Below are 22,832 nucleotides of genomic sequence, written 5' to 3'. Positions count from 1 at the left end.
ACTACTGCAGTCTCGCGGGCCCGGAAGGCTACTAGGAACCGCTGTCCTGGTGCCAGTCGCCGGTTCCGAGGTACTGAACCTTCTTCGCGATCGAGACCGCGTGGTCGGCGAAACGCTCGTGGTAACGGCTCGCGAGTGTCGCATCGACGGTGTCGGCGGCCTGACCCTTCCAGGTCTCGCCGAGAACCGCATCGAACACGCTGAGGTGCAGCGCGTCGACCTTGTCGTCTTCATTGCGGATGGTCTCGGCCAGCTGCATGTCTTCGGTGGTGAGAAGCTCGGTGAGCATGTTGGCGATTGCAACGTCGACCGCGCCCATCTGCGCGAAGGTGGGGCGCAGGCTCTTCGGAATCACCTTGTCGGGGAACCGGTAGCGGGCCAGCTGCGCGATGTGGGTCGACATGTCGCCCATCCGCTCAAGCGACGCGCTGATGCGTAGGGCGCTGACGACGATGCGCAGGTCGCGGGCGACCGGCTGCTGCCGAGCGAGGATGGTGATGGCCAATTCATCGAGTTCGACGGTCAGCAGGTCGATCTTGTCGTCATCGGCGATGACCTCCTCGGCGAGCCCGACATCGGACTCGTTGAAGGCTCGTGTCGCTTTGTCGATCGAGATAGCAACGAGGCGGGAAATCTCGACGAGACGCTCCTGCACCTCGGCAAGCTCCTGTTGGAATACTTCGCGCATCGGTGTGGTCCTTCCTGGCCGCGCAACTCGCGGGCCGATGAGACCCGACTGGTCCCCGAGCTAGCATGCCCGGGTCAGGTTAACGGCAGGTGCCGCGGGCTTGAACACTTCCTAAAGTATCGTGGCCGACCTCGTTTACCGGCTTCGACCCCTGCGCGAGTCACTAACCTAGAAGAATGGAATCGACGTGGCTGGTGCTTGTCTGCCTGGCTTTGGGTTTGGCAGTCGGTGCCGGATTCGTCACTCTGCTCTATGCGGCTGAACGACACGGCCGACAGGCGGCTGAAGTGGTCAATCCCGCGGTTCCCGACGGCATCGATCAGGTGCTCGATGCGCTGGAGTCAGCCGGCGTCGTGCTCGACCCGTCGAACAATGTCATCAAGGCGTCGCCGGGCGCCCTCTCACTCGGCCTGGTCTTCAACCGTCAGCTGGTGCATCCCGAGTTGGTCGACCTCGTCGGCCAGGTGCGACGCAGCGGTGAGACGATCACCGAAGACCTCGAACTCGCCCGCGGGCCGTTCGGTGAGGCGAGCATGCACTTTCGGGTGCGCCTGGCCACACTCGGCACCCGCTACGTGCTTCTGCTTGCCGACGACCACACCGAGGCGGTCCGGCTCGACGAGGTGCGMCGGGACTTCGTTGCGAACATCAGCCATGAGCTGAAGACCCCGATTGCCGCGGTCGGCCTGCTCGCCGAGGCTCTCGATCAGGCGGCGGATGAACCGGTGCAGGTTCGCCGGTTCGCCAACCGGTTGACGTCGGAGTCGCGTCGCCTCGCCCGCCTCACCCAGGAAATCATCGAGCTGTCGCGCCTGCAGGCGCAGGAGGCGCTCGCGCTGCCCGAATTGGTCAGTGTCGATGCGATCGTCGCCGATGCCGTCGATCAGAACCGGGTTGTCGCCGATGCCGCGAAAATCACCATCGCGGTCGGCAAGAAGACCCGAGCCTACGTCTACGGCGACGAGCAGCTGCTGGTGATGGCGGTGAACAACCTGGTCGCCAATGCTGTCGCGTACTCCGCCGAGGGATCGCGGATCGGCGTCGGTGTGCGCCGCAACAGCGGCGCCGTCGAGATCACGGTCACCGACCAGGGCGTCGGTATTCCCGAGGTCGATCTTGACCGCGTGTTCGAGCGGTTCTTCCGCGTCGACCAGGCGCGAGCCCGCAACACCGGCGGTACGGGCCTCGGCCTCGCCATCGTCAAGCACGTCGTGCAGAACCACGGCGGCGACATCCGCGTCTGGTCTCAGCTCGGCCACGGCTCGACCTTCACCATCAGAATTCCGGAAGCTCCGGTGACCGGGCCGAACGCACTACCCACCACAACCGCGCTGGCGGCGACAGGAGACACCACCCCGTGACACGCATTCTTCTGGTTGAAGACGAGAGCTCACTGAGCGAACCGTTGAGCTTCTTACTTGAACGGGAAGGCTACGAGGTGGTGGTGGCCGAAGACGGGCCGAGTGCCCTCGCCGAGTTCGACCGAGCCGGCGCCGATGTGATTCTGCTCGATCTGATGCTCCCGGGCATCCCTGGCACCGAGGTGTGCCGAGAGATCCGCACCCGTTCCAACGTGCCGATCATCATGCTGACGGCAAAAGACTCTGAGATCGATGTCGTGGTCGGCCTCGAGCTCGGGGCCGACGACTACGTCACCAAGCCCTATTCGACCCGTGAGCTGCTGGCCCGCATCCGGGCGGTGATGCGGCGCCGCATCGACGAGGGTGACGACGGCGAGAACGTGCTGAGCTCCGGCACCGTGCAGATGGACATCGAACGGCACACCGTCTCGGTTTCCGGTGCCGTGGTTCCAATGCCGCTGAAGGAGTTCGAGCTGCTCGAGTTTCTGTTGCGCAACGCGGGCCGGGTGCTCACACGCGGTCAGCTGATCGACCGCGTCTGGGGAACCGACTATTTCGGCGACACCAAGACCCTGGATGTGCACATCAAGCGCATCCGTTCACGCATCGAGCAGACTCCCTCCGAGCCGACGATGCTCGTCACCGTTCGAGGGCTGGGCTACCGCTTCGAGGCGTGACCCCTGAATTCAGGCACATGAAAACGCCCGGTCTGGCGGCAGGAGCCGACGGACCGGGCGTTTCTGTAAGCGGTGCTACGGGGCAGTCGTCGGCTCGGCCGTCGGTTCTGCGGTCGGCGTCACTGCGGGAAGCTGCGTGGCGACGGGCTCCGGGGTCGGAGCGAGCGTCTTGTACTGCGGCAGCTGGTTGGTGAGAACCGGCACGAGAAGCTCAACGCCGGTCTCTTCGCCGTACTGGAAGAACATGGGAAGCAAGGCGCCCGGAATGGTATCGATCCGCTCGAGCTGCACACTCGGGTAGCCGGGGTCACCGATCGGGATCGACGAGTTGGCGGGAATTTCGACCTCCTGCGAGACCTTCTTGCCCCCCTGCGCCTCGTACTGGATCTTCAGGTCCTGCGATGTCTTTCCGGAGTTCACGACGGTGACGAGCAGGTTGCCGAGCTCGCCGTTGTCAGAAATGACGATGGCGTTACGGATGGCGAGATCACCCACGTTGCCACTGACGCCATCACTGGCGTCATAGTGAATCGTGGTCGCCTGGGGTGCAAACAAGTTGCAGGCGCTCGTTCCCAACAGAATGCCAGCCGCCAAAACGACGGATGCAGCGATACGCGCCCTCACAAGACCTCCACAACGGTTCGACGTTCAACCTGACCGGTCAGAACGCCGCAAAATTACGCTTTGAGTTTAGCTTATCGGTGTTCGGAGCCGAGAGTGATCGGGCCGAACCCTACCATTTGGCGCTGTGGTATCCTAGAGGTTGCTGAAGGGATACAAATACATGCTGTTTGAGGTTGGCGAAACTGTCGTATATCCCCACCACGGAGCCGCAACTATCACTGAAGTGAAGACGCGGATCATCAAGGGTGAAGAGAAGCTGTACCTGAAGCTCAATGTTACCCAGGGCGACCTGACCATTGAAGTCCCTGCCGAGAATGTTGATCTTGTCGGCGTGCGTGACGTGATTGGCCGAGAGGGGCTCGACAAAGTTTTCGATGTGCTCCGCGCACCGTTCACCGAAGAGCCCACCAACTGGTCGCGTCGTTACAAGGCAAACCTGGAAAAACTCGCTTCCGGCGATGTCATCAAGGTGTCAGAGGTTGTGCGCGACCTGTGGCGTCGAGACCAAGACCGCGGCCTCTCAGCAGGCGAAAAGCGGATGCTGGCCAAGGCGCGTCAGATCCTCATTTCCGAACTGGCCCTGGCCGAAAAGACCGACGAAGAGAAGGCATCAACAGTTCTCGACGAGGTACTTGCTTCCTAGTTTTTTCATCAGTATCAGGCGGCGCCGCGAGGTGCCGCCTTTCTCGTTTTCATTCACTCCCCGTTCCCCCTGATGCTCGTTTACGGCGTCGGCCCCACCAGATAGCCTCCTGACATGACTGAACTGCTTGCCCCGACCGTCGCGGTCATTGTCGTCGCCGCGGGCAGTGGCACCCGGCTCGGTCGCACCCTGCCGAAGGCATTCGTGCCGGTTGCCGGGGTGCCCATGCTCGAGCGCGCACTCGGTTCCGTCCTCGGGATGCAGGAGCCGACGCAGATCATTGTCGTCGCCCCCGAAGCCTTGCTCGGTGAGGCCCGGACGATGGGCGATCACGCAGCCCGCGGCATCCCGGGCGGCTTCGACCTGGTCGGAACCGTCGTGGCGGGTGGCGATACCCGGCAAGATTCCGTCAATCGCGGCCTGGCCGTGCTGCGGCCCGAAATTCGCACGGTGCTCGTGCACGACGCGGCCCGCGCCCTCACACCGTCAACGCTGTTCGACGCCGTTGTCGACGCTGTTCGCTCCACCGGCGCCGGCATTCTGCCCGGCCTCGCCGTCGTCGACACGATCAAACGAGTCGACGCGGCCGGGGCAGTGCAGGCCACGCTCGACCGGTCTGAGCTTGCGGCCGTGCAGACGCCGCAGGGCTTTCCGCGCGCCATGCTGATCGCCGCGGCCGAGGCAGCCACTGCCGCGGCAACGGCCGAGGCAACGGATGACGCGGCGCTCGTTGCAGCCGCCGGTCACCCCGTGCACGTCATCGACGGCTCCCCGCTCGCGTTCAAAATCACCACCGACGCCGACCTGCGCCGGGCCGAGCTGCTGCTCTCTCCGCACACCCCGGTCGCGCCGCTCATCCCGCGCATCGGCACGGGCCTCGACGTTCACGCCTTCGACGATGCCTCCCCGCTCTGGCTTGCAGGCCTGCACTGGCCGGGGGAGCGGGGCCTCTCCGGGCACAGCGACGGCGACGCCGCGGTGCACGCCATCTGCGACGCATTGCTCTCCGCCGCCGGGCTCGGCGACATCGGCGGCGTCTTCGGCACCTCGGATCCCCGCTACGCCAATGCGCACGGCGAGCTGTTTCTGCGGGAGACCCTGCGCCTCGTCACCGAGGCGGGATTCCGGGTCGGAAACGTCGCCGTGCAGATCATCGGCAACCGGCCGAAGCTCGCCCCGCGTCGGGCCGAGGCGGAGGCCTGGCTCAGCGGCATCCTCGACGCCCCGGTCAACGTGTCGGCGACGACGACCGACGCGCTCGGCTTCACCGGCCGGGGCGAGGGCATCGCCGCATCGGCCACCGCCCTTCTCCTTCCCGTCGCATCCGTTCCCGTCTCCTCGGCCCCGGCCGCGACGCCCCAGGTAACCGTGCAGAGTGCTGTCCTAAGCTGGGAGGCGTGACTGTGCGACTTTACGATTCGAAGGCTCAAACCCTTCGCGACTTCATTCCCCTCGTGCCCGGGAAAGTCGGGATCTACGTCTGCGGTCCCACCGTGCAGTCGTCGCCGCACATCGGGCACCTGCGGAGCGCGCTCGTATATGACCAGCTGCGCCGTTGGCTGGCCTACCGCGGCAACGATGTGACCTTCGTGCGCAACGTCACCGACATCGACGACAAGATTCTGGTCAACGCCCAGGGCTCGACCGAAGAGTGGTGGGCGCTGGCCTACCGTTACGAACTCGAGTTCACCGCCGGCTACCAGCGCCTCGGAATCCTCGCCCCCAGCTACGAGCCGCGGGCCACCGCCAGTGTGCAGCAGATGCAGGACATCATCGCGCGCCTGGTCGACCGCGGTCACGCCTACCCGGCCGCCGACGGCTCCGGCGACGTCTACTTCGCCACCGGAAGCTGGCCGGCCTACGGCGAGCTCACCCGGCAGAGCCTTGACAACATGGAAGCCGCGGTGGATGCCGACCCGCGCGGCAAACGCGACCCCCGCGACTTCGCACTCTGGAAGGGACACAAGGCCGATGAGCCGGCGTCCGCTTCCTGGCCGTCGCCGTGGGGAGACGGACGCCCCGGCTGGCACATCGAGTGCTCGGCCATGGCCGCCCGCTACCTTGGCAGCCAGTTCGATATTCACGGCGGTGGCCTCGACCTGCGCTTTCCGCACCACGAAAACGAACTCGCGCAGTCGGTCGCGGCCGGCGACGCCTTCGCCAACTACTGGGTGCACAACGGGCTCGTCAACGTCGGCGGTCAGAAGATGTCCAAGTCGCTCGGCAACTCGGTCTTCGCGGCCGAACTGCTGGAGCAGGCGCGACCCATCGTCGTGCGCTATTACTTGGGCGCCGCCCACTACCGCTCGACCCTCGACTTTCTGCCCGGCTCCCTCGCCGAGGCTGAAGCGGCGCTGGAGCGCATCGAAAGCTTCCTCGACCGTGCCGACCGCCGACTCGCTGACACCCGGTTCGCCGGGGCAGGCGTCGAAGTCGTGCCGGATGAGTTCGCTGCGGCAATGGACGACGATTTGGCCGTTCCGCAGGCGCTCGGTGTGCTTCACGAGACAGTGCGGGCCGGCAATGCCGCGCTCGACGCCGAAGACCTGCATGCCGCAGCATCCGCCCGCTCCCACGTTCTCGCCATGAGCGAGGTCTTGGGAATCAACCCCCTGTCGCCCGGTTGGGCCGTGGCGACAGATGAACCAGCCATGGTCGCACTGACCGCCCTCGTCGAGCGCCTGCTCGCCGACCGGGAAATCGCCAGGCAGAGCCGTGATTTTGCGGCCGCAGACCGAATCCGGAGCGAACTCGTCGACGCCGGAATCACCATCGAAGACACCCCATCGGGTGCCCATTGGAGTTTTGACTAATGAAGAACACAGAGCGCAAGGCGCGCACCGGCGCCGTACGCAAGGGAAGCCGCGGACCGCAGGTCGGTTCGGGCGGACAGGGGCGCCAGGCGCTCGAAGGCAAGAAGCCGACGCCGAAGGCCGAAGACCGTCCGTACCACCCCGCCGGCAAGCGCAAGGCTGCTCAGGATCGCTTTGCCGCGGCCGGTGGAACCCGCAAGCGACAGGGTGCCGACGGCGCCGAGTCGCGTGGCGGCTACCAGGGTGGCGCGCAGGGCGGTGGAGCCCGCGGCTCCAACCGCGGCGGAACCGGCAACACCGGCGGCGGCGGTTCGTCGACGCGCAACGTGAAGCAGATCGACGAGCACGAAATCGTGACCGGCCGCAACTCGGTACTCGAAGCTCTGCGCGCCAAGATCCCCGCGAAGGCCCTCTACATCGCGACGCGCATCGAAATGGATGACCGCACCAAGGAGATCCTGTCGATCGCCACCGGCCGCGGCATCCCGATCCTCGAAGTGATGCGTCCGGAACTCGACCGTCTCGCCGGTCGCGACGCCGTGCACCAGGGCGTCGCCCTCAAGGTTCCGGCCTACGAGTACGCGCACCCGATCGAACTGCTCGAGCTGACCATCAGCCGCGGCCACAAGCCGTTGTTCGTTGCCCTCGACGGCATCACCGACCCGCGCAACCTGGGTGCCATCATCCGTTCGACCGCCGCCTTCGGTGGTCACGGCGTGATCGTGCCGGCGCGTCGCTCGGTCGGCGTCACGGCGTCGGCGTGGAAGACCTCGGCTGGTGCGGCAGCTCGCACCCCCGTCGCCATGGCGACCAACCTGACCGCGACGCTCAAGGCGCTCAAGGAGCGCGGTGTGTTCGTGCTCGGCCTCGATGGCGACGGCGACGTGTCGCTGCCCGGCCTCAGCCTGGCCGACCGCCCGATCGTGATCGTCGTCGGCAGCGAAGGCAAGGGGCTCTCGCGCCTCGTCGCCGAAACCTGCGACGCGATCGTCTCCATCCCGATCAGCGCCGCCGCCGAATCGCTGAACGCCGGTATCGCCGCGAGCGTCACGCTCTACGAGATCTCCCGCCTGCGTGCGGAGGCCTCCACCGTGAAGGCAGCGACGAAGGCTGCCAACAAAGCAGCGAAGGCTGCAGCGGTCTAGCGTTCGCGCTCTTGTTTGACGAAAACGGTGCCGTCCCTTCGGGGCGGCACCGTTTTTCGCAACTCGGTGGTCGAGCGCAGTGAGCCCATTTCGTTGGTCGAGGAGCAGCCGACGGAGGAGGCCGCGTCTCGAGCGATGTACTGAGCTTGTCGAAGTGACCCGGCGAGCCAATCTCTGAATCTGGATCGCGTTTGAGGATCGGCTCACGAGGTCTCGAGACGCTCGCTGGCGCTCGCTCCTCGACCAACGAGGTCGCTGGTCGAACTAGACCTTCAGCCGCCAGTCGCTCTCATCGTCGGCCCCGCCGGCAACAGAGATCGGCATCGTGATCGAACCCGTCGGCGGGTCGATCACCGTGACCTCATCGCGACGGTGACGCAGGACATCCTGCACGTACGACGTGACGGCTTCGGCCAGGGGAATGTCGCGGCCCTGGTGCTGCGCCATGAACCAGCGGTGGTCGAGCAGCTGGTGGAAGACCTCGGCCGGCTCCAGCTTGCCCTTGAGCTCTCGCGGAATCGCGCGCACGACCGGTTCGAACACGCGCACAAGCCACTCGTGGGCGACCATCTCTTCGTCGGCGTCTGGGTTGCCGTAGCTGGCCGTGTACGAGTCGAGGTCGTTGAGCAGGCGGCGCGCCTGGTTCTCTTCGGCGTCGAGCCCGGTCAGGCGCAACAGGCGGCGCTGATGGTGCCCGGCGTCGACGACCTTCGGCTGGATGCGCACGGTCGTGCCGCTCTCGTCGGTCTTGATGCCGAGTTCTTCGATGTCGAAACCGAGGTGGTTGAGGCGTTCGACGCGCTCGGTGATGCGCCAGCGTTCGGAGCTGGCGAACGACTYGGAGCCGGTGAGCTCCTTCCAGAGCGAGCGGTAGGCGGCGACGATGCCGTTGCTGATCCGGATGGGGTCGAGCTCGTCGGCGACGCGGCCGCCGGCTTCGAGGTCCATCAGTTCACCGGCGATGTTCACGCGCGCGATCTCGAGGTCGTTCTCACGCTGCCCGTTGGAGAGCCCGCCGGGGTAGAGCTGGCCGGTCTCGGCATCCACCAGATACGCGGCGAAGGCACCGGCATCGCGGCGGAACAAGGTGTTCGACAGCGACACATCGCCCCAGAACAGGCCGACCATGTGCACGCGCACGAGCAGTACGGCGAGGGCATCGACAAGGCGAGTGGCGGTGTCGGGGCGCAGCGTCTGCGAATACAGCGCGCGGTAGGGCAGCGAGAACTTGAGGTGGCGGGTGACCAGCACCGACTTGAGCGGGGCGCCGTCTTCATCGGTGCGGTTGGTGATCACGGCCAGCGGTTCGACGCAGGGGAGGTCGAGCCCCTGCAACCGGCGCAGCATGTCGTACTCGCCCTTGGCCATTTCGCTCGTCGTCTCTTTGATCGCGACGACGCGACCGCTGAGGTGGGCGAACCGCACGAGGTGCCGCGAGATGCCCTTGGGCAGAGCCGCGATGTTCTGGTTCGGCCAGGCGTCGAGGGGCAGATGCCAGGGAAGATCGAGCAGTGCCGGGTCGGCCGTTGCCGAAAGAATATTGAGAGAACCGCTCATAGCTCGAGCCTACCGGCGACAGCCTGACTGAGGTTCCCTGATGCGTCGAGTGAGACTGGGCACAGCCGAGGTCAGGATTAGGCTGGCACCGTGAACCTACAGCCACGTTCGACACCCCTGACCGTCACCGTGACCGGAGCGGGAGGCCAGATCGGCTACGCGCTCCTCTTTCGCATCGCGTCAGGCCAGTTGCTCGGTCCCGACGTGCCGGTCAGATTGAACCTGCTGGAGGTCCCCGCGGGGATGGCAGCTGCCGAGGGTGCGGCGCTCGAACTGCAGGACAGCGCCTTCCCGCTGCTGCACTCGGTTGAGGTGACGGATGACGCCACGCGCGCCTTCGACGGAACCAACGTCGGGCTACTGGTCGGCGCACGCCCGCGGGGGCCCGGCATGGAACGCCGCGACCTGCTCGAAGCCAATGGCCGGATCTTCGGTCCTCAGGGGGCCGCGATCAACGCCGGTGCGGCGCGAGACATCCGGGTGGTCGTGGTGGGGAATCCCGCGAACACGAACGCGCTGATCGCCGCGGCGCACGCACCGGATGTTCCTTCCGAACGGTTCACCGCCCTCACCCGACTCGATCAGAACCGGGCGCTCGGCCTGCTGGCGGCGCATCTCGAGGCGCCGGTGCACTCCATCCGCGATGTCACGATCTGGGGAAACCACTCGGCCACGCAGTACCCCGACGTGTTTCACGCGCGCGCCGGTCGCACGCCGATCATCGATCTGGTCGACGAGCGCTGGTTGAGCGACGAGTTCATTCCGCGGGTGGCCCAGCGCGGTGCGGAGATCATTGCGGTGCGCGGCGCCTCCTCGGTGGCGTCGGCGGCTAATGCGACGATCGACCATGTTTTCGACTGGGTGAACGGCACCGGCGAGAGTTGGACGTCGGCGGCGATGGTCTCGGACGGGTCGTACGGGGTTCCGGCCGGACTCATCTCGTCGTTCCCGGTGCGCTCCGTCGACGGCGCCTGGCAGATTGTGCAGGGCCTCGCCATCAACGAGTTCTCGCGCGCACGCATCGATGCCTCGGTCGCCGATCTGCTCGACGAGCAGAACGCCGTGCGGGCACTCGGCTTGCTGCCCGAATGACTCGCGAGGCTCACGACAGGGAGGATGCCATGCAGAGGTCAACGACCAGTGTCGACGAGTTCTTGGAGGGGCTCGACGGAGCACAGGGGGAGGCGATGCGCGCGCTGGACCTGCTTATCCATCCGCTGATGAGCGGGCTCTCCCGCACCCTCTGGGAAGGGGTGTTCTGGGGCGGCACCGAACAGCAGATCATTGGTTACGGCGACCTGGTGCAGAAGCGCCCTCGCGGAGCAGAGGTCGAATGGTTTCTGATCGGTCTGGCTCAGCAGAAGAACTATCTCAGTCTCTATGTCAACGCGGTCGAGGACGGCGACTATGTGGGTCGTCGGTTCGCGGAATCGGTCGGCGCGTCGAAGGTCGGGGCCAGCAGCCTGAGCTTCAAGCGATTCGAGGACATCAACCTGGAGGCGCTCACCGACCTCATTGAAACGGCTCGCGCGTTGGCCGACTAAGCGAGTGAGCCGACGTGGCTGACTAAAAAGAGCTGACTCAAAAGAAAGGGCCCGGTCACCTCTCGGTGACCGGGCCCTTCACAGTTCAGTCTTAGTCGGTGACCGCTCCGCCGAGACGCAGGCCGTTCTCTGCATCGAAGAGGTGCACGTGGTTCGGCGTCGGGGTCAGGTAGACCTTGTCGCCGGCCGACGGGTGAACGCGGCCGTCGACGCGCGCGACGATGTCGGTGCGCTTGCCGGCGATGGTGGAGTGACCGTAGAGGTAACCGTCAGCACCGAGCTCCTCGACCAGGTCGACATCGATCTCGAGGCCTTCGCCCGGGGTCGAGGACACGTGAATGTCTTCGGGGCGAACACCGATCGTGACCTGCTTGCCGGATGCACCGGCGAGGGTCTCGCGGGCGACCGGAACCGTCGAGGTGCCGAACTTGACGCCACCGTCAACCGCGTCGGCCAGGAACAGGTTCATGGCCGGGCTGCCGATGAAGCCGGCAACGAAGACGTTGTTCGGCTTGGCGTAGAGGTCGCGCGGGGTGCCGACCTGCTGCAGCAGGCCATCCTTCAGCACGGCGATGCGGTCACCCATGGTGAGCGCCTCGGTCTGGTCGTGGGTGACGTAGACGGTGGTGACGCCGAGACGGCGAACCGTCGAAGCGATCTGGGTACGGGTCTGAACGCGCAGCTTGGCGTCGAGGTTCGACAGCGGCTCGTCCATGAGGAACACCTGCGGCTGACGCACGATGGCGCGGCCCATGGCGACGCGCTGACGCTGTCCACCGGAGAGAGCCTTGGGCTTGCGGCCGAGGTACGGCTCGAGGTCGAGCATCTTGGCGGCTTCAAGAACGCGAGCGGCACGCTCGTCCTTGTTGACGCCGGCGATCTTGAGGGCGAAGCCCATGTTCTCGGCAACCGTCATGTGCGGGTACAGAGCGTAGTTCTGGAAGACCATGGCGATGTCGCGGTCCTTCGGGGGAACATCCGTCACGTTGCGCTCACCGATGAAGATGTTGCCGTCGTTGACCTCTTCGAGGCCGGCGAGCATACGCAGGGAGGTGGACTTTCCGCAGCCGGACGGGCCGACGAGAACGAGGAATTCACCATCGGCAACGTCGAGGTCGAGCTTGTCGACGGCCGGGCGAGTGGAACCCGGGTAGAGGCGGGTTGCCTTGTCAAAAGTGACAGTAGCCATGTTTCTATATTCTCCTTCACCGGCAGGTACGTGCCGGACGATCCTTAGTGATGGGATTTATTGATCGCGGCACCCGTGAGCGCGCGTGATCGAACTCAGTATGACATGCGCGGAGCAGATTCCTTACCGCGCAGATGAGCGCAGACGTTCTGCTTACAGGCACCCCCCGTTCGGGAACCGTGTGGTCCTTTCCCAGACAAGCAACCTACTATTTGAGAGCATTTGCATAGAGTTTGCGTGCATCAAACGTACCGGAACGAGTATTAATGACAATCGGCGGACCAGGCGACGATCGCCTCTCCAAAAGCCAGCGACGCGACGCTGCACGATTCAAGGCGAAGCAGCTTCGAGAGGATCAGAAGAAGAAGGACCGTCGAAACCGGGTCTTCCTGCAGGGCGGAATCGCCCTCGCCGCTATCGCAATCGTCGGCCTCATCGCAGTTGTCATCGTTACTTCCATCCGTCCCGTCGGTCCCGGACCGGCGAACATGGCGAGCGACGGCATCCTGATCGGTGAGGGCATGAAGGTCGTTACGACCCCGGCGCTCAGCCCGGAGGCCAAGCCGATTCCGTCGAAGCCGGATGCCACAGGTACCGTCACCGACATTCGCATCTACCTCGACTACCTCTGCCCTCTCTGCGGTGACTTCGAGAAGACCAACAGCAAGCAGATCGCGAAGCTCGTCGAGTCGGGCGCCGCGACGGTCGAGATTCACCCCGTCGCCTTGTTGACCCGCAAGTCGGCCGGAACCGAGTACTCCCTGCGCGCGGCCAACGCCGCAGCTTGTGTGGCGAACTATTCGCCGGACTCCTTCTTCGAGTTCAACTCGGCGATGTTCGTCGACCAGCCCAAGGAGGGCTCGGCCGGTCGCAGCGATGCAGAGCTGGTGGCCGTCGTCAAGAAGGCCGGTGTGACGTCAGGCCTCGCGCCGATCGAGAAGTGCATCACCGATCGCACCTTCACCTCGTGGGTGGATGCTGCGACAACGCGCGCCGTCACAGGCCCGCTGCCCAACACCGACCTTAAGGCGATCAAGGGCACCCCGACCGTGCTCGTGAACGGCAAGCAGTACGTTGGCTCGCTGACCGACCCGAAGGAGTTCGCGGCATTCGTGTTGCAGGCCGCGGGGGAGACCTACTCGACCTCAACGGCCACGCCGACTCCGACGCCTGCTCCGGCTGCCGGCTAGCGCGCAGCCTTACTGGCTGCAGCACCCGTCGGCGCAGCGCCCCTCGGTCGGCCACTGTCACCGAAAACCGTCTGGATTGCGCACCTGTCGCCGAGTACCGCACACATCGTGCGGTATTCGGTGACATGTGCGGTTTTGACTGACGGATGCCCGGCCGATTTTCGCCGGAGCAGCCGGACCATTTAGGATAAAGACCGAGGTTCGCCTCATGCCGGCCTGGCGCAATTGGTAGCGCACCACTCTTGTAAAGTGGGGGTTACGGGTTCAAGTCCCGTGGCCGGCCCTGTAACGCCCTACTCCCGACTGGGATGTGGGGCGTTTCTACGTTGAACTCGACGCTCATTGCGGCGCGAAAACATCAGGTCGGCAGTAGAGCAGCACGAAGCTTGATGTTTCGGCGAAAACTTGCCAATCTGTGATGTTTTTGGCGTCGGTGAATCGGCAAGGACAAATAGGCGGTGCACCGCGCTCAGCCGCGCGCAAGCCGCCGGGCCGGAATCAGCGTCACGGTCTCCACGATGTCCTCAACGGGCTGACCTTCGAGCAGCGCGATGAGTGCACGCGCGCACTGCGCCCCCGTGTCGACGGGGTCGAGGTTCAAGAACGCGACGCGTGTCTCGGCTCCCACCGCCGTCGCGTTCCCGGTGACCGAGACCTGCAGCTGGTCGGGTACCACGATGCCGAGCTCGTCCGCTGCCTCGAGCACGGCCGCGCAATACGTCTCGTTCAAGCAATGCACGGCGGTCACCGCGTTCGACTCGCGGGTGAGCAGTTCGCGGGCGGCGTCGCGCGGCGAGTGGCCGGGGGCGAGACGCGTCACGATCTCGGCGCATCCGTTGGCCTCGCACCACTCCTGATAGGCGTGCAGCGTGTCGGCCGTGTAGGTGTCGATCCGGGGGCCGATGAACAGCGCCGGAGTGAAGACGGATGCCGACGACTCGGCCTGCAGATGGGCCAAAACCTTCGGGATCGCCTCGTCCATGTCTGACCGAACGGTGATCAGACGCGCAGAAGCATCGGTGGTTTCGTAGCCGCCGTCGATGACCACCGCGAGGCCCTGGGCGATGCACTGCTCGACAACCGGATCACCGGGAACCGGGTCGACGACGATCACGCCGTCGAGCGGCAGCCGGGTCTCAACGAGCCCGTGTTCCGTGCTCGGCGCAGCCGAAATCGAGTAACCGTGGTCGACCGCTTCGATCGCTGCGCCGGCGATGATGTTGCGGTAGTAGGGCATGTAGGTCTGTTTCCAGACGGCAGAGTCGCGGTAGCTCACCACGACACCGATCACCCGCGACCGGCCGGAGCGCAATGCTTGCCCGAGCGCATTCGGTTGGTACCCCAATTGGGAGCCGACTTCCAACACATGCTCACGCGTTGCGGCCGCGACCTCGCCCTTGTGGTTGTACACCTGCGAGACCGTGGCCGGCGAGACCCCCGCTGCCTCGGCAACGTGCTTGATGCCGACCTTCTTGCCCACTACCGCTCCCACTGCACCAACCACCGGCTCCCGCTTCCTTGCGCCCCACGCCTTGTTATCGATCCGTACCTGAACTTGACGCGGCACCCGATGATCTGAATACTACCGGTACGCCTAAAACGATTTAGGTTTTCAGAGAGGAATCATGCAATGAGGCATAAAGCGCTACTTCTCGTTCCCGCCGCACTCGCAACGACACTGCTGTTCACCGGCTGTGGCGCGACGGCGGAGAGCAAAGTCCAGGCGAACGGAAACCCCGCTTCCTATGGCGACTGCGAGGTCACCGGCACCAAAGGCGAGTACTCGCTTGAGACCCTGACGAAGAACACGCTTCTCATGAAAGCCGACCTGCCGAGCCCCGCTTGGTACAACGGCGACACCGTCGAAGACATCCGCAGCGGCTTCGACTTCTGCCTGTTGGTGAACATCGCTCACCGCGCGGGAATCGACAACGTCAAGCTGCAGATGGCGTCGTTCGACGGACTCGTCGCCGGCAAGTCCGGGGACATGGACCTCTCGCTCAACCAGATCACTATCACCGACGAGCGCAAAAAGGTCATGGACTTCTCTGACCCGTACTTCCAGTCGACGGCGGGAGTGCTCGTCAAGACCGGTGCCGACGTGACCGAAGACAACCTGGCCGACAGCACGATCGGCATCAAGCAGGGAACGGTCGGCCAGATCCTGGTCACCGACACGCTCAAGCCCACAACCGCACCGTCGGTCTTCCCCGGCGACCCTGAGCAGCAGGCGGCCGTTGCAGCCGGCACCATCGATGCCGGAATTCAGGACCTGAGCATCGTGCTGGGCGCCGCATCGAAGTCGGGCGGCAAGCTTGAGGTCGTTGGGCAGATCGAGACCGATGAGGCCTACGGGATCATGATGGCGAAGGGGTCCCCGAACCTCGACACGATCAACAAGATTCTGGCCGACCTCAAGGCCGACGGCACCCTGGACAAGCTCAGTGCCGCCTACCTCGCCGACGCCTACGGCGTCGACCCGGCCAGCATTCCTGTGTGGCACCTCAAGTGAGCACAGATGTAGTTCGGGTCGCGCAGCCTCTTCGGGCTGCGCGACCCGCGCCGGTCGGCTCGGCGCGGTCGCTCCTGCTCGTCGGATACCTGCTGTCTGCGCTCACCGTGATGTTGTCGAGCTATGCCGCCTGGCTGACGATCACCGTCGCCGAAACAGGTGTCTGGAGGATCACCCTCGGACTCGCAACGGTCCTCGTCGTCGTGCTCGCGCTCGGCACCTTCGTTCCGTTGGTCCAGGGAACCAAACAGCAGGCACGAAGCACCGGCGCGCTCGCCGAAGACAATATCGTCGAAGCGCGCACCTACCGGTCGCGCGCCGGTCAGTCGGCCTGGGTCGCAATCGGCTCATGCCTGCCGATCATTTTCATCGCCACCTTCACACTCTTCCTGCTGGCCAACGACCACGCGGTGCAGAGCACGTTCTTCGACGCGAGCTTCATGGCGAAGAGCTTCGCGGATGTGACGATCGCGTTTGGCGAGAACATCAAGATCGCGGTACTCGCTGAGATCCTGGTGCTGATCTGGGCGCTGGTCATCGCACTCGCCCGTTTGGCTCCCGGAAAGGCGGGGCGTCCGCTCCGCTGGCTGGCGACGGCCTACGTCGACGTGTTCCGCGCCGTGCCGTCGATCATCGTGATCTACCTGGTCGGGTTCGGTCTGCCGCTGGCGGGTGTTCCTCTCTTCAGCGAACTCGGACCGATGTGGTCTGCAGTGCTCGCGCTGACGCTCACCTACGGCGCCTACGTCGCCGAGGTGTACCGGTCCGGCATCGACGGAATCCACTGGTCGCAGGTCTCTGCCGCGCGTTCGCTCGGGCTCTCCTACGGAAAAACGATGCGATTCGTCGTCGTTCCGCAGGCTCTGCGGCGAGTGACGCCTCCGCTGCTGAACGACTTCATCGGGCTGCAGAAAGACACGGCGCTCGTCACGATCATCGGCACGGTCGACGCCTTCACCCAGGCAAAGATCTACTCCAGCAACTACTTCAACCTGTCGTCGGTGACGGTTGTCGCCATCCTGTTCATCATCATCACCATCCCGCAGACCCGATTCGTCGACAGGCTTCTGGAGCGCGACGCTCGCCGGCAGCGGAACAAGGGGTAATCGTGGCTTTTCTCGAACTGAACTCCATCACCAAGTCCTATGACCAGAACCAGGTGCTCCGCGGGATCGACCTGCACGTCGACCGGCACCAGGTCGTCTGCCTGATCGGCGCGTCGGGCTGCGGCAAGTCCACGCTGCTGCGCTGCGTCAACGCCCTCGAAGAGATCGACCAGGGCGACATACGCCTGGACGGCGACGTCGTCTCCGGAGAGGGAGTCGACGTCAACGCCCTCCGGCGCAAAATCGGCATCGTCTTTCAAAGCTTCAACCTGTTTCCGCACATGAGCGTGCTCGACAACGTGACGCTGTCGCCGATCCGTGTTCTGGGAATGAGCAAAGTGGATGCCGAAGCGCAGGCCCTCGCGCTGCTCGACCGGATCGGCCTGGCCAGCAAGGCCGGCGCCTATCCCGATCAGCTGTCGGGTGGTCAGCAGCAGCGTGTTGCCATCGTGCGCGCACTCGCGATGAACCCCGATGTGCTCCTGCTTGACGAGATCACCTCGGCACTCGACCCGGAGCTGGTCGCCGAGGTACTCAACATTGTGCGGGATCTGGCCTCCGACGGGCTGACCATCTTAATGGCGACCCACGAGATGTCCTTTGCCAAGGAAGTGGCCGACACTGTTGCCTATGTGCACGAGGGCGTCATTCTGGAGCAGGGGCCGCCGGAGCAGATCTTCGGCGCACCCCAAGAGGAACGCACTCGTGCGTTCTTGAAGAAGATCATTGAAGCGGGAAGGCTGTGACTATGACAAAGATCTTGGTCGTCGAGCATGAGGCGAATGCCGGAATCGGCCTGGTGGGAGAACGCATCCGGGCCGCGGGCATCGAGATGGACGTTGTCGGGCCCGAAGCCGGTCGCGACATTCCGCTGACGGCCGACGGATATGCCGGAGTCGTCGTCTTGGGCGGAACGCCCGGGCCGACCGACGACACGGATGCGGCGTGGCTGCCCCAGGTGCGCGCCCTGATCGCCGACAGCCTGGCGACATCGACCCCGTTCCTCGGTATCTGCCTCGGTGCCCAGCTGCTCGCCGTCGTGGCCGGCGGGGTCGTTGCCGGAGTGCGGAAGGGTGCGGAGATCGGGCTCAGCGAGTTGTGGCTCACCGCCAACGCCTCCGAGGACCCGCTGCTGCACGACCTGCCGACCGAGCTGCAGGCCATGCAGTGGCACTCGCTCGAAGTGCACGAGCTCCCGGCCGGGTCGACCTCGCTCTGCAGCAGCACGCGGTGCCCGAACCAGGCGTTCCGGGTGGGGGAGTCGGCGTGGGGCCTGCAGTTCCACCTGGAAGCGCTCGCCGCAACCGCCGAAGAATGGGCCCGCCAGGACAGCGAAGATCTGCACGAAGCCGGGCTCACCCCGGAGCAGGTGATTGAGCCCATGCGTCAGAGCGAGACCGAACTGCGCCAGATCTGGTCAACGGTCGCCGACCGCTGGGTCGAGATCGTGCGGGTGGCAGCACCGTCGGGCACGGCACAGCAGGTTCTCACAAACTGACGCCGACGAACTGACGCTGACGGGGCCGGTTCACCGGGAGCCCATTTCGCCCGCGCGAACACACGATAACGAAGTGAGGCGCCGACCCTGTGGGTCGGCGCCTCATGTGTTGCCGTGCTGGATCAGCCGACGCGCGGTGGTGTCACCGTGATCAGCGCCGCGGTGTTGTCGGGGAAGGCTTTCTTCACCGTGACCGTGGTGCCGTAGCCCACTCCCGACGTGGCGGGGCCGCCGTTGCCGAACGGGCCCACGCCGGCGTCGACGCCGTCGTACTCCGGCAGCAGATTGCCGGCCGAGTCGACCAGCCGGGTGCTGTATCTGGCATTGCCCATCGACGGAACGACCACCGACGCGTCGATGTCCCGGTAGAACAGGCGCCCGTCGTCGAGAAGCTCCATTCCGGGCACCCAACCCTGATCATCGGTGAAGGTGCTCACCGGGGGCTGCGCCGGAACGTCGGTGCAGTACTCCGTGAATGCCTCATCGGTGATGCATTCTGTGAACGGATACGTTTCCTGAAGCCCGAATGCGGCATTCGAGGACTGCACGCGAGACGGCATGTTGTTCAAGGTCGACGGATCGACGACCGCGGCTTCGCCGGTGCGGCGCAGCGGGTCGAAGTGGCTGTCAACGATGAGCAGTCCGCCCTTGGCCCCCTCGCTCGGCAACGACGAGACGTTGGCCGTGATCAGGTTGGCGTCACCGTAGGTGGTATCGCGATACCAGACGAGGGCACCGGGGGCGTTGTACTTGAACTTGTCGACCTTCCACGCATCCGCGCTGTACACGGTGTCATAGGCATAGTTCAGACCCTTGTCGAAGCCGTCCGCGTTGCGCCACTCGACGAGGTAGTACTGCGCTTGAATCGCTGTGCCGGTATCGATGCGCCATCCGGGACCCGTCGTCGTGGCGAAGCTTGCCACTTCATGGGTCCAGCCGGCGTCGCCGGCCTCAACGTCATCGCTCCAGAGCGTGGTTGAACCACTGGTGAGAGCGAAGTCGTCAGCGAACCAGCCGCGCTCCTGGAAGGCGGCATCGGTCGCAGTACGCAGACGCACGCTCACGTTCTGGCCGGCGAAACCCGAGAGGTCGACGTATTCGTGCTTCCAGCCATCGCTCGATCCGGTGAGGCCGTGCTTCTTGTTGCCGAACGTGGCCAGGTTGCCGTTGGGATCGGCGTAGTCGTCGGGAGTTGATACGACAGCGCCCGTCTCGTCAGAGACCTTCTGTTCGGTCCACGTCGCTCCTTGGTCGGTCGAGACCTCGACGAAGCCAAAGTCCCAGTCCTGCTCCAGCACGTAGTTGTTCCACATCCAGAACTTCGCGTCGGCCGGCACAACGCCGAGCGAGCGGGTGAGACGGATGTCGGCCCAGTTCTGGTCGGCGCCGGTGTACCACGCCTTCGCACCGGAATGCGGTGTCGCGAGGGTGATGACCTTGTCGGGGAGGTTGATCTTGACGCCGTCGGCCGATCCCTTCATCGGGCGGGAGCTTTGGCCCACCTTGATGGTCTTGGTCTTGTCACCGGGATTGAGCACCTCAGGATCTGCCCAGCCGAGCACCCATTTGTCCCAGAGGCCCATGTGAGTGGGCATCGACTGGAAGATCGGACCCGAGTGCGAGCCTGACGACATGAGATCCCAGAAGTCGACGTCGGAGTCGCCGGCGCCTGACGTGTCATAGAGGTCGGGCAGGCCAAGGTCATGGCCGTATTCGTGAGCGAACACTCCGACGCCCGAGTCCTCAGGCTGCACGATGTAGTTCGACAGCTTCAGCGTGGTTCCCGGGATAGCCGCTCCTCCGGCAACCGCAGACGAGTGCGCCCAGATCGCCGAGGTGCCCTGCGCTCCGCCGCCGCCTGACTTGTCCTCGCCCGCGTGCACGAGCACCACGTGGTCGATGACGCCGTCGGGTTCGTTGACGTTGCCGTCGCCGTCGAGGTCGCCCTGGTCTTCGATGTCGTAATCGGCCCAGGGGAAGCTCGGCTGTGCTGCTGAAAGCGCGGTGACCGCGTCAATCGGGAGTTGGCCGGCACCGAGCGGGTTGTCGGGGTGCCCCTGCATGTCTTGAATTGCGCCGGCCTCGTAGACGCCGTCGGCGTTCTTCTGGCAGAGACTTGCGCCGTAGTAGGCCTCGGAGTGGGCAACGCTCACCCAGGGCGTCGCCGATCCGGTGACGGTGTAAGCGCCGCGCGACATCTCCTCATACATCTTCTTCATGGTGTAGCCCGAGATGTCGAAACCCGGCTTGCCGTCGGGACCGGTGAGATCAGTGCGCACCCGGTCGGTAATCCCGGTGCCGCTGAACAACATCTTGTTGTAGTGCGCTGACGAGAAATCGGGCACCCACATCGAGTTGTTGTCCGCGCGCTCAAGGGTGGCCGGGTTCGGAATCGTGTTGTGCACCGGCCCATTCTGCACATCGCCCGGCATGCAGTCGGTTGCGCCGTACGCAGTCGGAACCTGTAAGCCGGTGAAGTCGTCGTTCGCGTTCTCGTTGAACTCGACCAGGATCGTCAAGAGTTTTGCCTGCTGGGTCGTCTTCGACCCCTTGTAGTTGTTCCGGAGTGACTTCGGACTCTTGCCTGTCTTCACTGACGTGGCTTCAAGCTTTGCCAATTGGCGAGCGGCGACCGGATTACCTGTGCTGAACTTGCGGTCGAGTGCATCGGCCTTGGTCATTGCCGTTTCCATGCTCCGCCGGGCGGCACTGCCGGGCGTGGCTTCGACGTCGATTCCGAATGAATCCTCGGCACGCGGCTCGACGTAGTTGATGTAGTAGTCGGACGTGGTGCTCGCCGGCGCGGCAACTGAACTCGCGACTGCTTTCGTCTCCGTCGCGTCCGCTGCCACAAGTGCTGCGGCGGCGAGTGCAAGCACGGGAATGATTGCAACAGCGCGTCGACGCGCCTGTGTGGTCTTTTCTGACATATCTCTCCCTCCCAATGCCCCGAGAGGATGGCCCGCGGGGCAAGAAATGCGCCCACCGGTAGATGGGCGTGCCTCGTATCCTGCCGCGCCGGGTAACGCGAGCGGTAGCCCCCGTGCCCACATTGGGGGCCAGTCGCAGCAATCTTGATGGAATCGTGCACGAGATGCACTGATCGTGCGTGAATAGGGCCCGCACGCAACAATTCGGAGTGGGGTGGTCATGCTGCTCGTAGGATCGACTGGTGACCCACACCAATACAGCCCTGGATGTTCCCTCGATAAGTTCAGCGCCACACCGCGGTATCCCGATGTGGGTGGCCATGGCCGTCGCCATCTGCTTCGGTGCGATGAACGCCATCCAGTCGCGCATCAACGGTGAGCTCGGCCGCGAGATCGGCGACGGATTCACCGCGGCAGTAATTTCATTCGGAAGCGGCCTGGTCATCCTCAGCGTCGTGATGCTGTTCTGGTCTCCGGGCCGGCGGGGACTCGGTCGGGTGCGTCATGCGCTGACCATGCGCTCGTTATCGTGGTGGCACGTCCTCGGCGGAACCGCCGGCGCGTTCTATGTGCTCTCGCAGAGCCTCACCGCCTCGCTGCTCGGCGTTGCGCTCTTCACTGTCTCGGTCGTCGCCGGCCAGACGGTCAGCGGTCTCGCGATGGACCGCTTCGGCGTCGGCCCCGGTGGTCACCATCCGCTCACCGCGCCCCGCGTGATCGGTGCGGCGCTCACCTTGGTCGCCGTCGCTTGGGCCGTATCCGGCCAGATCAGCGGTGGGGTGCCGTTCTGGCTGTTGTGGATGCCGCTGGTCGCCGGACTCGGTCAGGGCTGGCAGCAGGCCGTCAACGGCCGGGTGCGGGTCGCAGCCGGCAGTGCACTGACGGCGACATTTCTGAACTTCGTCTTCGGAACGATTGTGCTGCTGCTCGGTTTGCTCGTGCACGGTGTGCTGGTCGGAATGCCGACGAGTTTGCCGAGTGACCCCCGGCTCTACATCGGGGGAGCGCTCGGCTGCATTTTCATCGCGGGGAGCGCGATCATTGTGCGCACGACCGGCGTGCTCGTGCTGGGCCTCGGAATCGTCGCCGGACAACTGCTCTCTGCCCTCGCGCTCGACCTTCTCGCGCCGACAAGCGCTCAGCCGGTGGCGTTCGCCACGATCGGCGGAACCGTGCTCGCCCTCGTCGCGGTGCTCATCGTGGGCATCCGTCGTCGCTCCGCGCGGGCATCCCGAACTAACCTCGCGCGGGTCGAAAACCATCACGCGCGCTGAACTCAACCTGCGCGGCGGTTTTCAACCCGCGTGACAGCATTCTCCTGCACACACTCGCGGCGCCGATCGGCGTCGCCGACT

At 64.9% G+C, this 22,832-nt stretch carries 20 protein-coding genes and 1 tRNA gene; 15 read left to right on the top strand and 6 right to left on the bottom strand.

All coding sequences use genetic code 11. The features are described from left to right. Positions 1-31 precede the first annotated feature (31 nt). On the bottom strand, positions 32-688 hold the full coding sequence (gene phoU / locus AC1DCF_RS18595) for a phosphate signaling complex protein PhoU (RefSeq protein WP_441790822.1): 657 nt from the start codon (positions 686-688) through the stop codon (positions 32-34). 176 nt (positions 689-864) lie between these two features. Here phoU and AC1DCF_RS18590 point away from each other — a divergent pair, with 176 nt between their 5' ends. Together AC1DCF_RS18590 and AC1DCF_RS18585 are read left to right on the top strand one after the other, a co-directional pair. Then, positions 865-2,049 (top strand): sensor histidine kinase, encoded by a 1,185-nt coding sequence (locus AC1DCF_RS18590; protein WP_441790821.1) that lies wholly within the window; start codon positions 865-867, stop codon positions 2,047-2,049. Continuing rightward, the gene (locus tag AC1DCF_RS18585; RefSeq protein ID WP_441790820.1) at positions 2,046-2,726 is read left to right on the top strand and encodes a response regulator; all 681 of its coding nucleotides are present in this window, start codon (positions 2,046-2,048) and stop codon (positions 2,724-2,726) included. The genes AC1DCF_RS18590 and AC1DCF_RS18585 overlap by 4 nt, the downstream gene beginning before the upstream one ends. Positions 2,727-2,801: 75 nt before the next feature. On the opposite strand, the gene AC1DCF_RS18580 is transcribed toward AC1DCF_RS18585, so the two are convergent. Beyond that, positions 2,802-3,281, bottom strand: coding sequence for a hypothetical protein (locus AC1DCF_RS18580; RefSeq protein WP_477212273.1), 480 nt, complete (start codon positions 3,279-3,281; stop codon positions 2,802-2,804). Between the two features lie 229 nt (positions 3,282-3,510). On the opposite strand from AC1DCF_RS18580, the gene AC1DCF_RS18575 reads away from it, so the two are divergent. From AC1DCF_RS18575 to rlmB, 4 genes are all read left to right on the top strand, one after another. Further along, positions 3,511-3,993, top strand: coding sequence for a CarD family transcriptional regulator (locus AC1DCF_RS18575; protein WP_345068979.1), 483 nt, complete (start codon positions 3,511-3,513; stop codon positions 3,991-3,993). Between the two features lie 114 nt (positions 3,994-4,107). Further along, positions 4,108-5,394, top strand: a complete 1,287-nt coding sequence (gene ispD, locus AC1DCF_RS18570) for a 2-C-methyl-D-erythritol 4-phosphate cytidylyltransferase (protein WP_477212272.1) — start codon at positions 4,108-4,110, stop codon at positions 5,392-5,394. Further along, entirely contained in the window at positions 5,391-6,806 is a 1,416-nt protein-coding gene (cysS, locus tag AC1DCF_RS18565; RefSeq protein ID WP_477212271.1) for a cysteine--tRNA ligase, read from the top strand. Before ispD ends, cysS begins: the two co-directional genes overlap by 4 nt. Further along, entirely contained in the window at positions 6,806-7,951 is a 1,146-nt protein-coding gene (gene rlmB, locus AC1DCF_RS18560) for a 23S rRNA (guanosine(2251)-2'-O)-methyltransferase RlmB (protein ID WP_441790816.1), read from the top strand. Before cysS ends, rlmB begins: the two co-directional genes overlap by 1 nt. A 264-nt stretch (positions 7,952-8,215) precedes the next feature. Here the strand turns inward: rlmB and AC1DCF_RS18555 are convergent, their stop codons facing one another. After that, positions 8,216-9,508 carry a DUF4032 domain-containing protein gene (locus tag AC1DCF_RS18555; RefSeq protein ID WP_477212270.1) on the bottom strand — a complete coding sequence of 431 codons (1,293 nt, stop codon included), beginning with the start codon at positions 9,506-9,508 and terminating at the stop codon, positions 8,216-8,218. A gap of 90 nt (positions 9,509-9,598) precedes the next feature. Here AC1DCF_RS18555 and AC1DCF_RS18550 point away from each other — a divergent pair, with 90 nt between their 5' ends. Both AC1DCF_RS18550 and AC1DCF_RS18545 read left to right on the top strand, forming a co-directional pair. After that, a complete protein-coding gene (locus AC1DCF_RS18550; protein ID WP_477212269.1) occupies positions 9,599-10,600 on the top strand; it encodes a malate dehydrogenase in 1,002 nt (333 codons plus the stop codon). Positions 10,601-10,629: 29 nt separating this feature from the next. Next, a complete protein-coding gene (locus AC1DCF_RS18545; RefSeq protein ID WP_477212268.1) occupies positions 10,630-11,052 on the top strand; it encodes a hypothetical protein in 423 nt (140 codons plus the stop codon). A 91-nt stretch (positions 11,053-11,143) separates the two neighbouring features. Here the strand turns inward: AC1DCF_RS18545 and AC1DCF_RS18540 are convergent, their stop codons facing one another. Next, a complete protein-coding gene (locus tag AC1DCF_RS18540) occupies positions 11,144-12,241 on the bottom strand; it encodes an ABC transporter ATP-binding protein (protein WP_441790813.1) in 1,098 nt (365 codons plus the stop codon). Between the two features lie 266 nt (positions 12,242-12,507). Between AC1DCF_RS18540 and AC1DCF_RS18535 the strand changes: the two genes are divergently transcribed. Next, entirely contained in the window at positions 12,508-13,431 is a 924-nt protein-coding gene (locus AC1DCF_RS18535; RefSeq protein WP_477212267.1) for a DsbA family protein, read from the top strand. 210 nt (positions 13,432-13,641) lie between these two features. Beyond that, positions 13,642-13,714: transfer RNA gene (locus tag AC1DCF_RS18530), tRNA-Thr, on the top strand. A 186-nt stretch (positions 13,715-13,900) separates the two neighbouring features. On the opposite strand, the gene AC1DCF_RS18525 is transcribed toward AC1DCF_RS18530, so the two are convergent. Beyond that, positions 13,901-14,935, bottom strand: coding sequence for a LacI family DNA-binding transcriptional regulator (locus AC1DCF_RS18525; RefSeq protein ID WP_477212266.1), 1,035 nt, complete (start codon positions 14,933-14,935; stop codon positions 13,901-13,903). Positions 14,936-15,061: 126 nt separating this feature from the next. Between AC1DCF_RS18525 and AC1DCF_RS18520 the strand changes: the two genes are divergently transcribed. From AC1DCF_RS18520 to AC1DCF_RS18505, 4 genes are read left to right on the top strand one after another with little or no spacing between them, the layout of a single operon-like run. Further along, positions 15,062-15,943, top strand: a complete 882-nt coding sequence (locus AC1DCF_RS18520; protein WP_477212265.1) for an ABC transporter substrate-binding protein — start codon at positions 15,062-15,064, stop codon at positions 15,941-15,943. Continuing rightward, a complete protein-coding gene (locus AC1DCF_RS18515) occupies positions 15,940-17,049 on the top strand; it encodes an amino acid ABC transporter permease (RefSeq protein ID WP_477212264.1) in 1,110 nt (369 codons plus the stop codon). Before AC1DCF_RS18520 ends, AC1DCF_RS18515 begins: the two co-directional genes overlap by 4 nt. Then, on the top strand, positions 17,049-17,795 hold the full coding sequence (locus AC1DCF_RS18510) for an amino acid ABC transporter ATP-binding protein (RefSeq protein WP_441790987.1): 747 nt from the start codon (positions 17,049-17,051) through the stop codon (positions 17,793-17,795). Before AC1DCF_RS18515 ends, AC1DCF_RS18510 begins: the two co-directional genes overlap by 1 nt. A 2-nt stretch (positions 17,796-17,797) precedes the next feature. After that, on the top strand, positions 17,798-18,547 hold the full coding sequence (locus AC1DCF_RS18505; RefSeq protein WP_477212263.1) for a type 1 glutamine amidotransferase: 750 nt from the start codon (positions 17,798-17,800) through the stop codon (positions 18,545-18,547). 122 nt (positions 18,548-18,669) lie between these two features. Here the strand turns inward: AC1DCF_RS18505 and AC1DCF_RS18500 are convergent, their stop codons facing one another. Then, positions 18,670-21,477, bottom strand: a complete 2,808-nt coding sequence (locus tag AC1DCF_RS18500; RefSeq protein ID WP_477212262.1) for an immune inhibitor A domain-containing protein — start codon at positions 21,475-21,477, stop codon at positions 18,670-18,672. A 242-nt stretch (positions 21,478-21,719) separates the two neighbouring features. Between AC1DCF_RS18500 and AC1DCF_RS18495 the strand changes: the two genes are divergently transcribed. Further along, a complete protein-coding gene (locus AC1DCF_RS18495; RefSeq protein WP_477212261.1) occupies positions 21,720-22,751 on the top strand; it encodes a DMT family transporter in 1,032 nt (343 codons plus the stop codon). Positions 22,752-22,832 lie beyond the last annotated feature (81 nt).

Source organism: Leifsonia sp. 10L418 (assembly GCF_056395445.1).
Note: the sequence above shows the minus strand (reverse complement) of the source record. Positions and strands in the feature narration are given on the sequence as shown.

Excerpts from the sequence above, each read along its gene's own strand:
- phoU (WP_441790822.1), bottom strand. The coding sequence starts at position 688 with ATGCGCGAAGTATTCCAACAGGAGCTTGCCGAGGTGCAGGAGCGTCTC.
- AC1DCF_RS18575 (WP_345068979.1), top strand. The coding sequence starts at position 3,511 with ATGCTGTTTGAGGTTGGCGAAACTGTCGTATATCCCCACCACGGAGCC.
- ispD (WP_477212272.1), top strand. The coding sequence starts at position 4,108 with ATGACTGAACTGCTTGCCCCGACCGTCGCGGTCATTGTCGTCGCCGCG.
- rlmB (WP_441790816.1), top strand. The coding sequence starts at position 6,806 with ATGAAGAACACAGAGCGCAAGGCGCGCACCGGCGCCGTACGCAAGGGA.
- AC1DCF_RS18545 (WP_477212268.1), top strand. The coding sequence starts at position 10,630 with ATGCAGAGGTCAACGACCAGTGTCGACGAGTTCTTGGAGGGGCTCGAC.
- AC1DCF_RS18540 (WP_441790813.1), bottom strand. The coding sequence starts at position 12,241 with ATGGCTACTGTCACTTTTGACAAGGCAACCCGCCTCTACCCGGGTTCC.
- AC1DCF_RS18535 (WP_477212267.1), top strand. The coding sequence starts at position 12,508 with ATGACAATCGGCGGACCAGGCGACGATCGCCTCTCCAAAAGCCAGCGA.
- AC1DCF_RS18520 (WP_477212265.1), top strand. The coding sequence starts at position 15,062 with ATGAGGCATAAAGCGCTACTTCTCGTTCCCGCCGCACTCGCAACGACA.
- AC1DCF_RS18505 (WP_477212263.1), top strand. The coding sequence starts at position 17,798 with ATGACAAAGATCTTGGTCGTCGAGCATGAGGCGAATGCCGGAATCGGC.
- AC1DCF_RS18500 (WP_477212262.1), bottom strand. The coding sequence starts at position 21,477 with ATGTCAGAAAAGACCACACAGGCGCGTCGACGCGCTGTTGCAATCATT.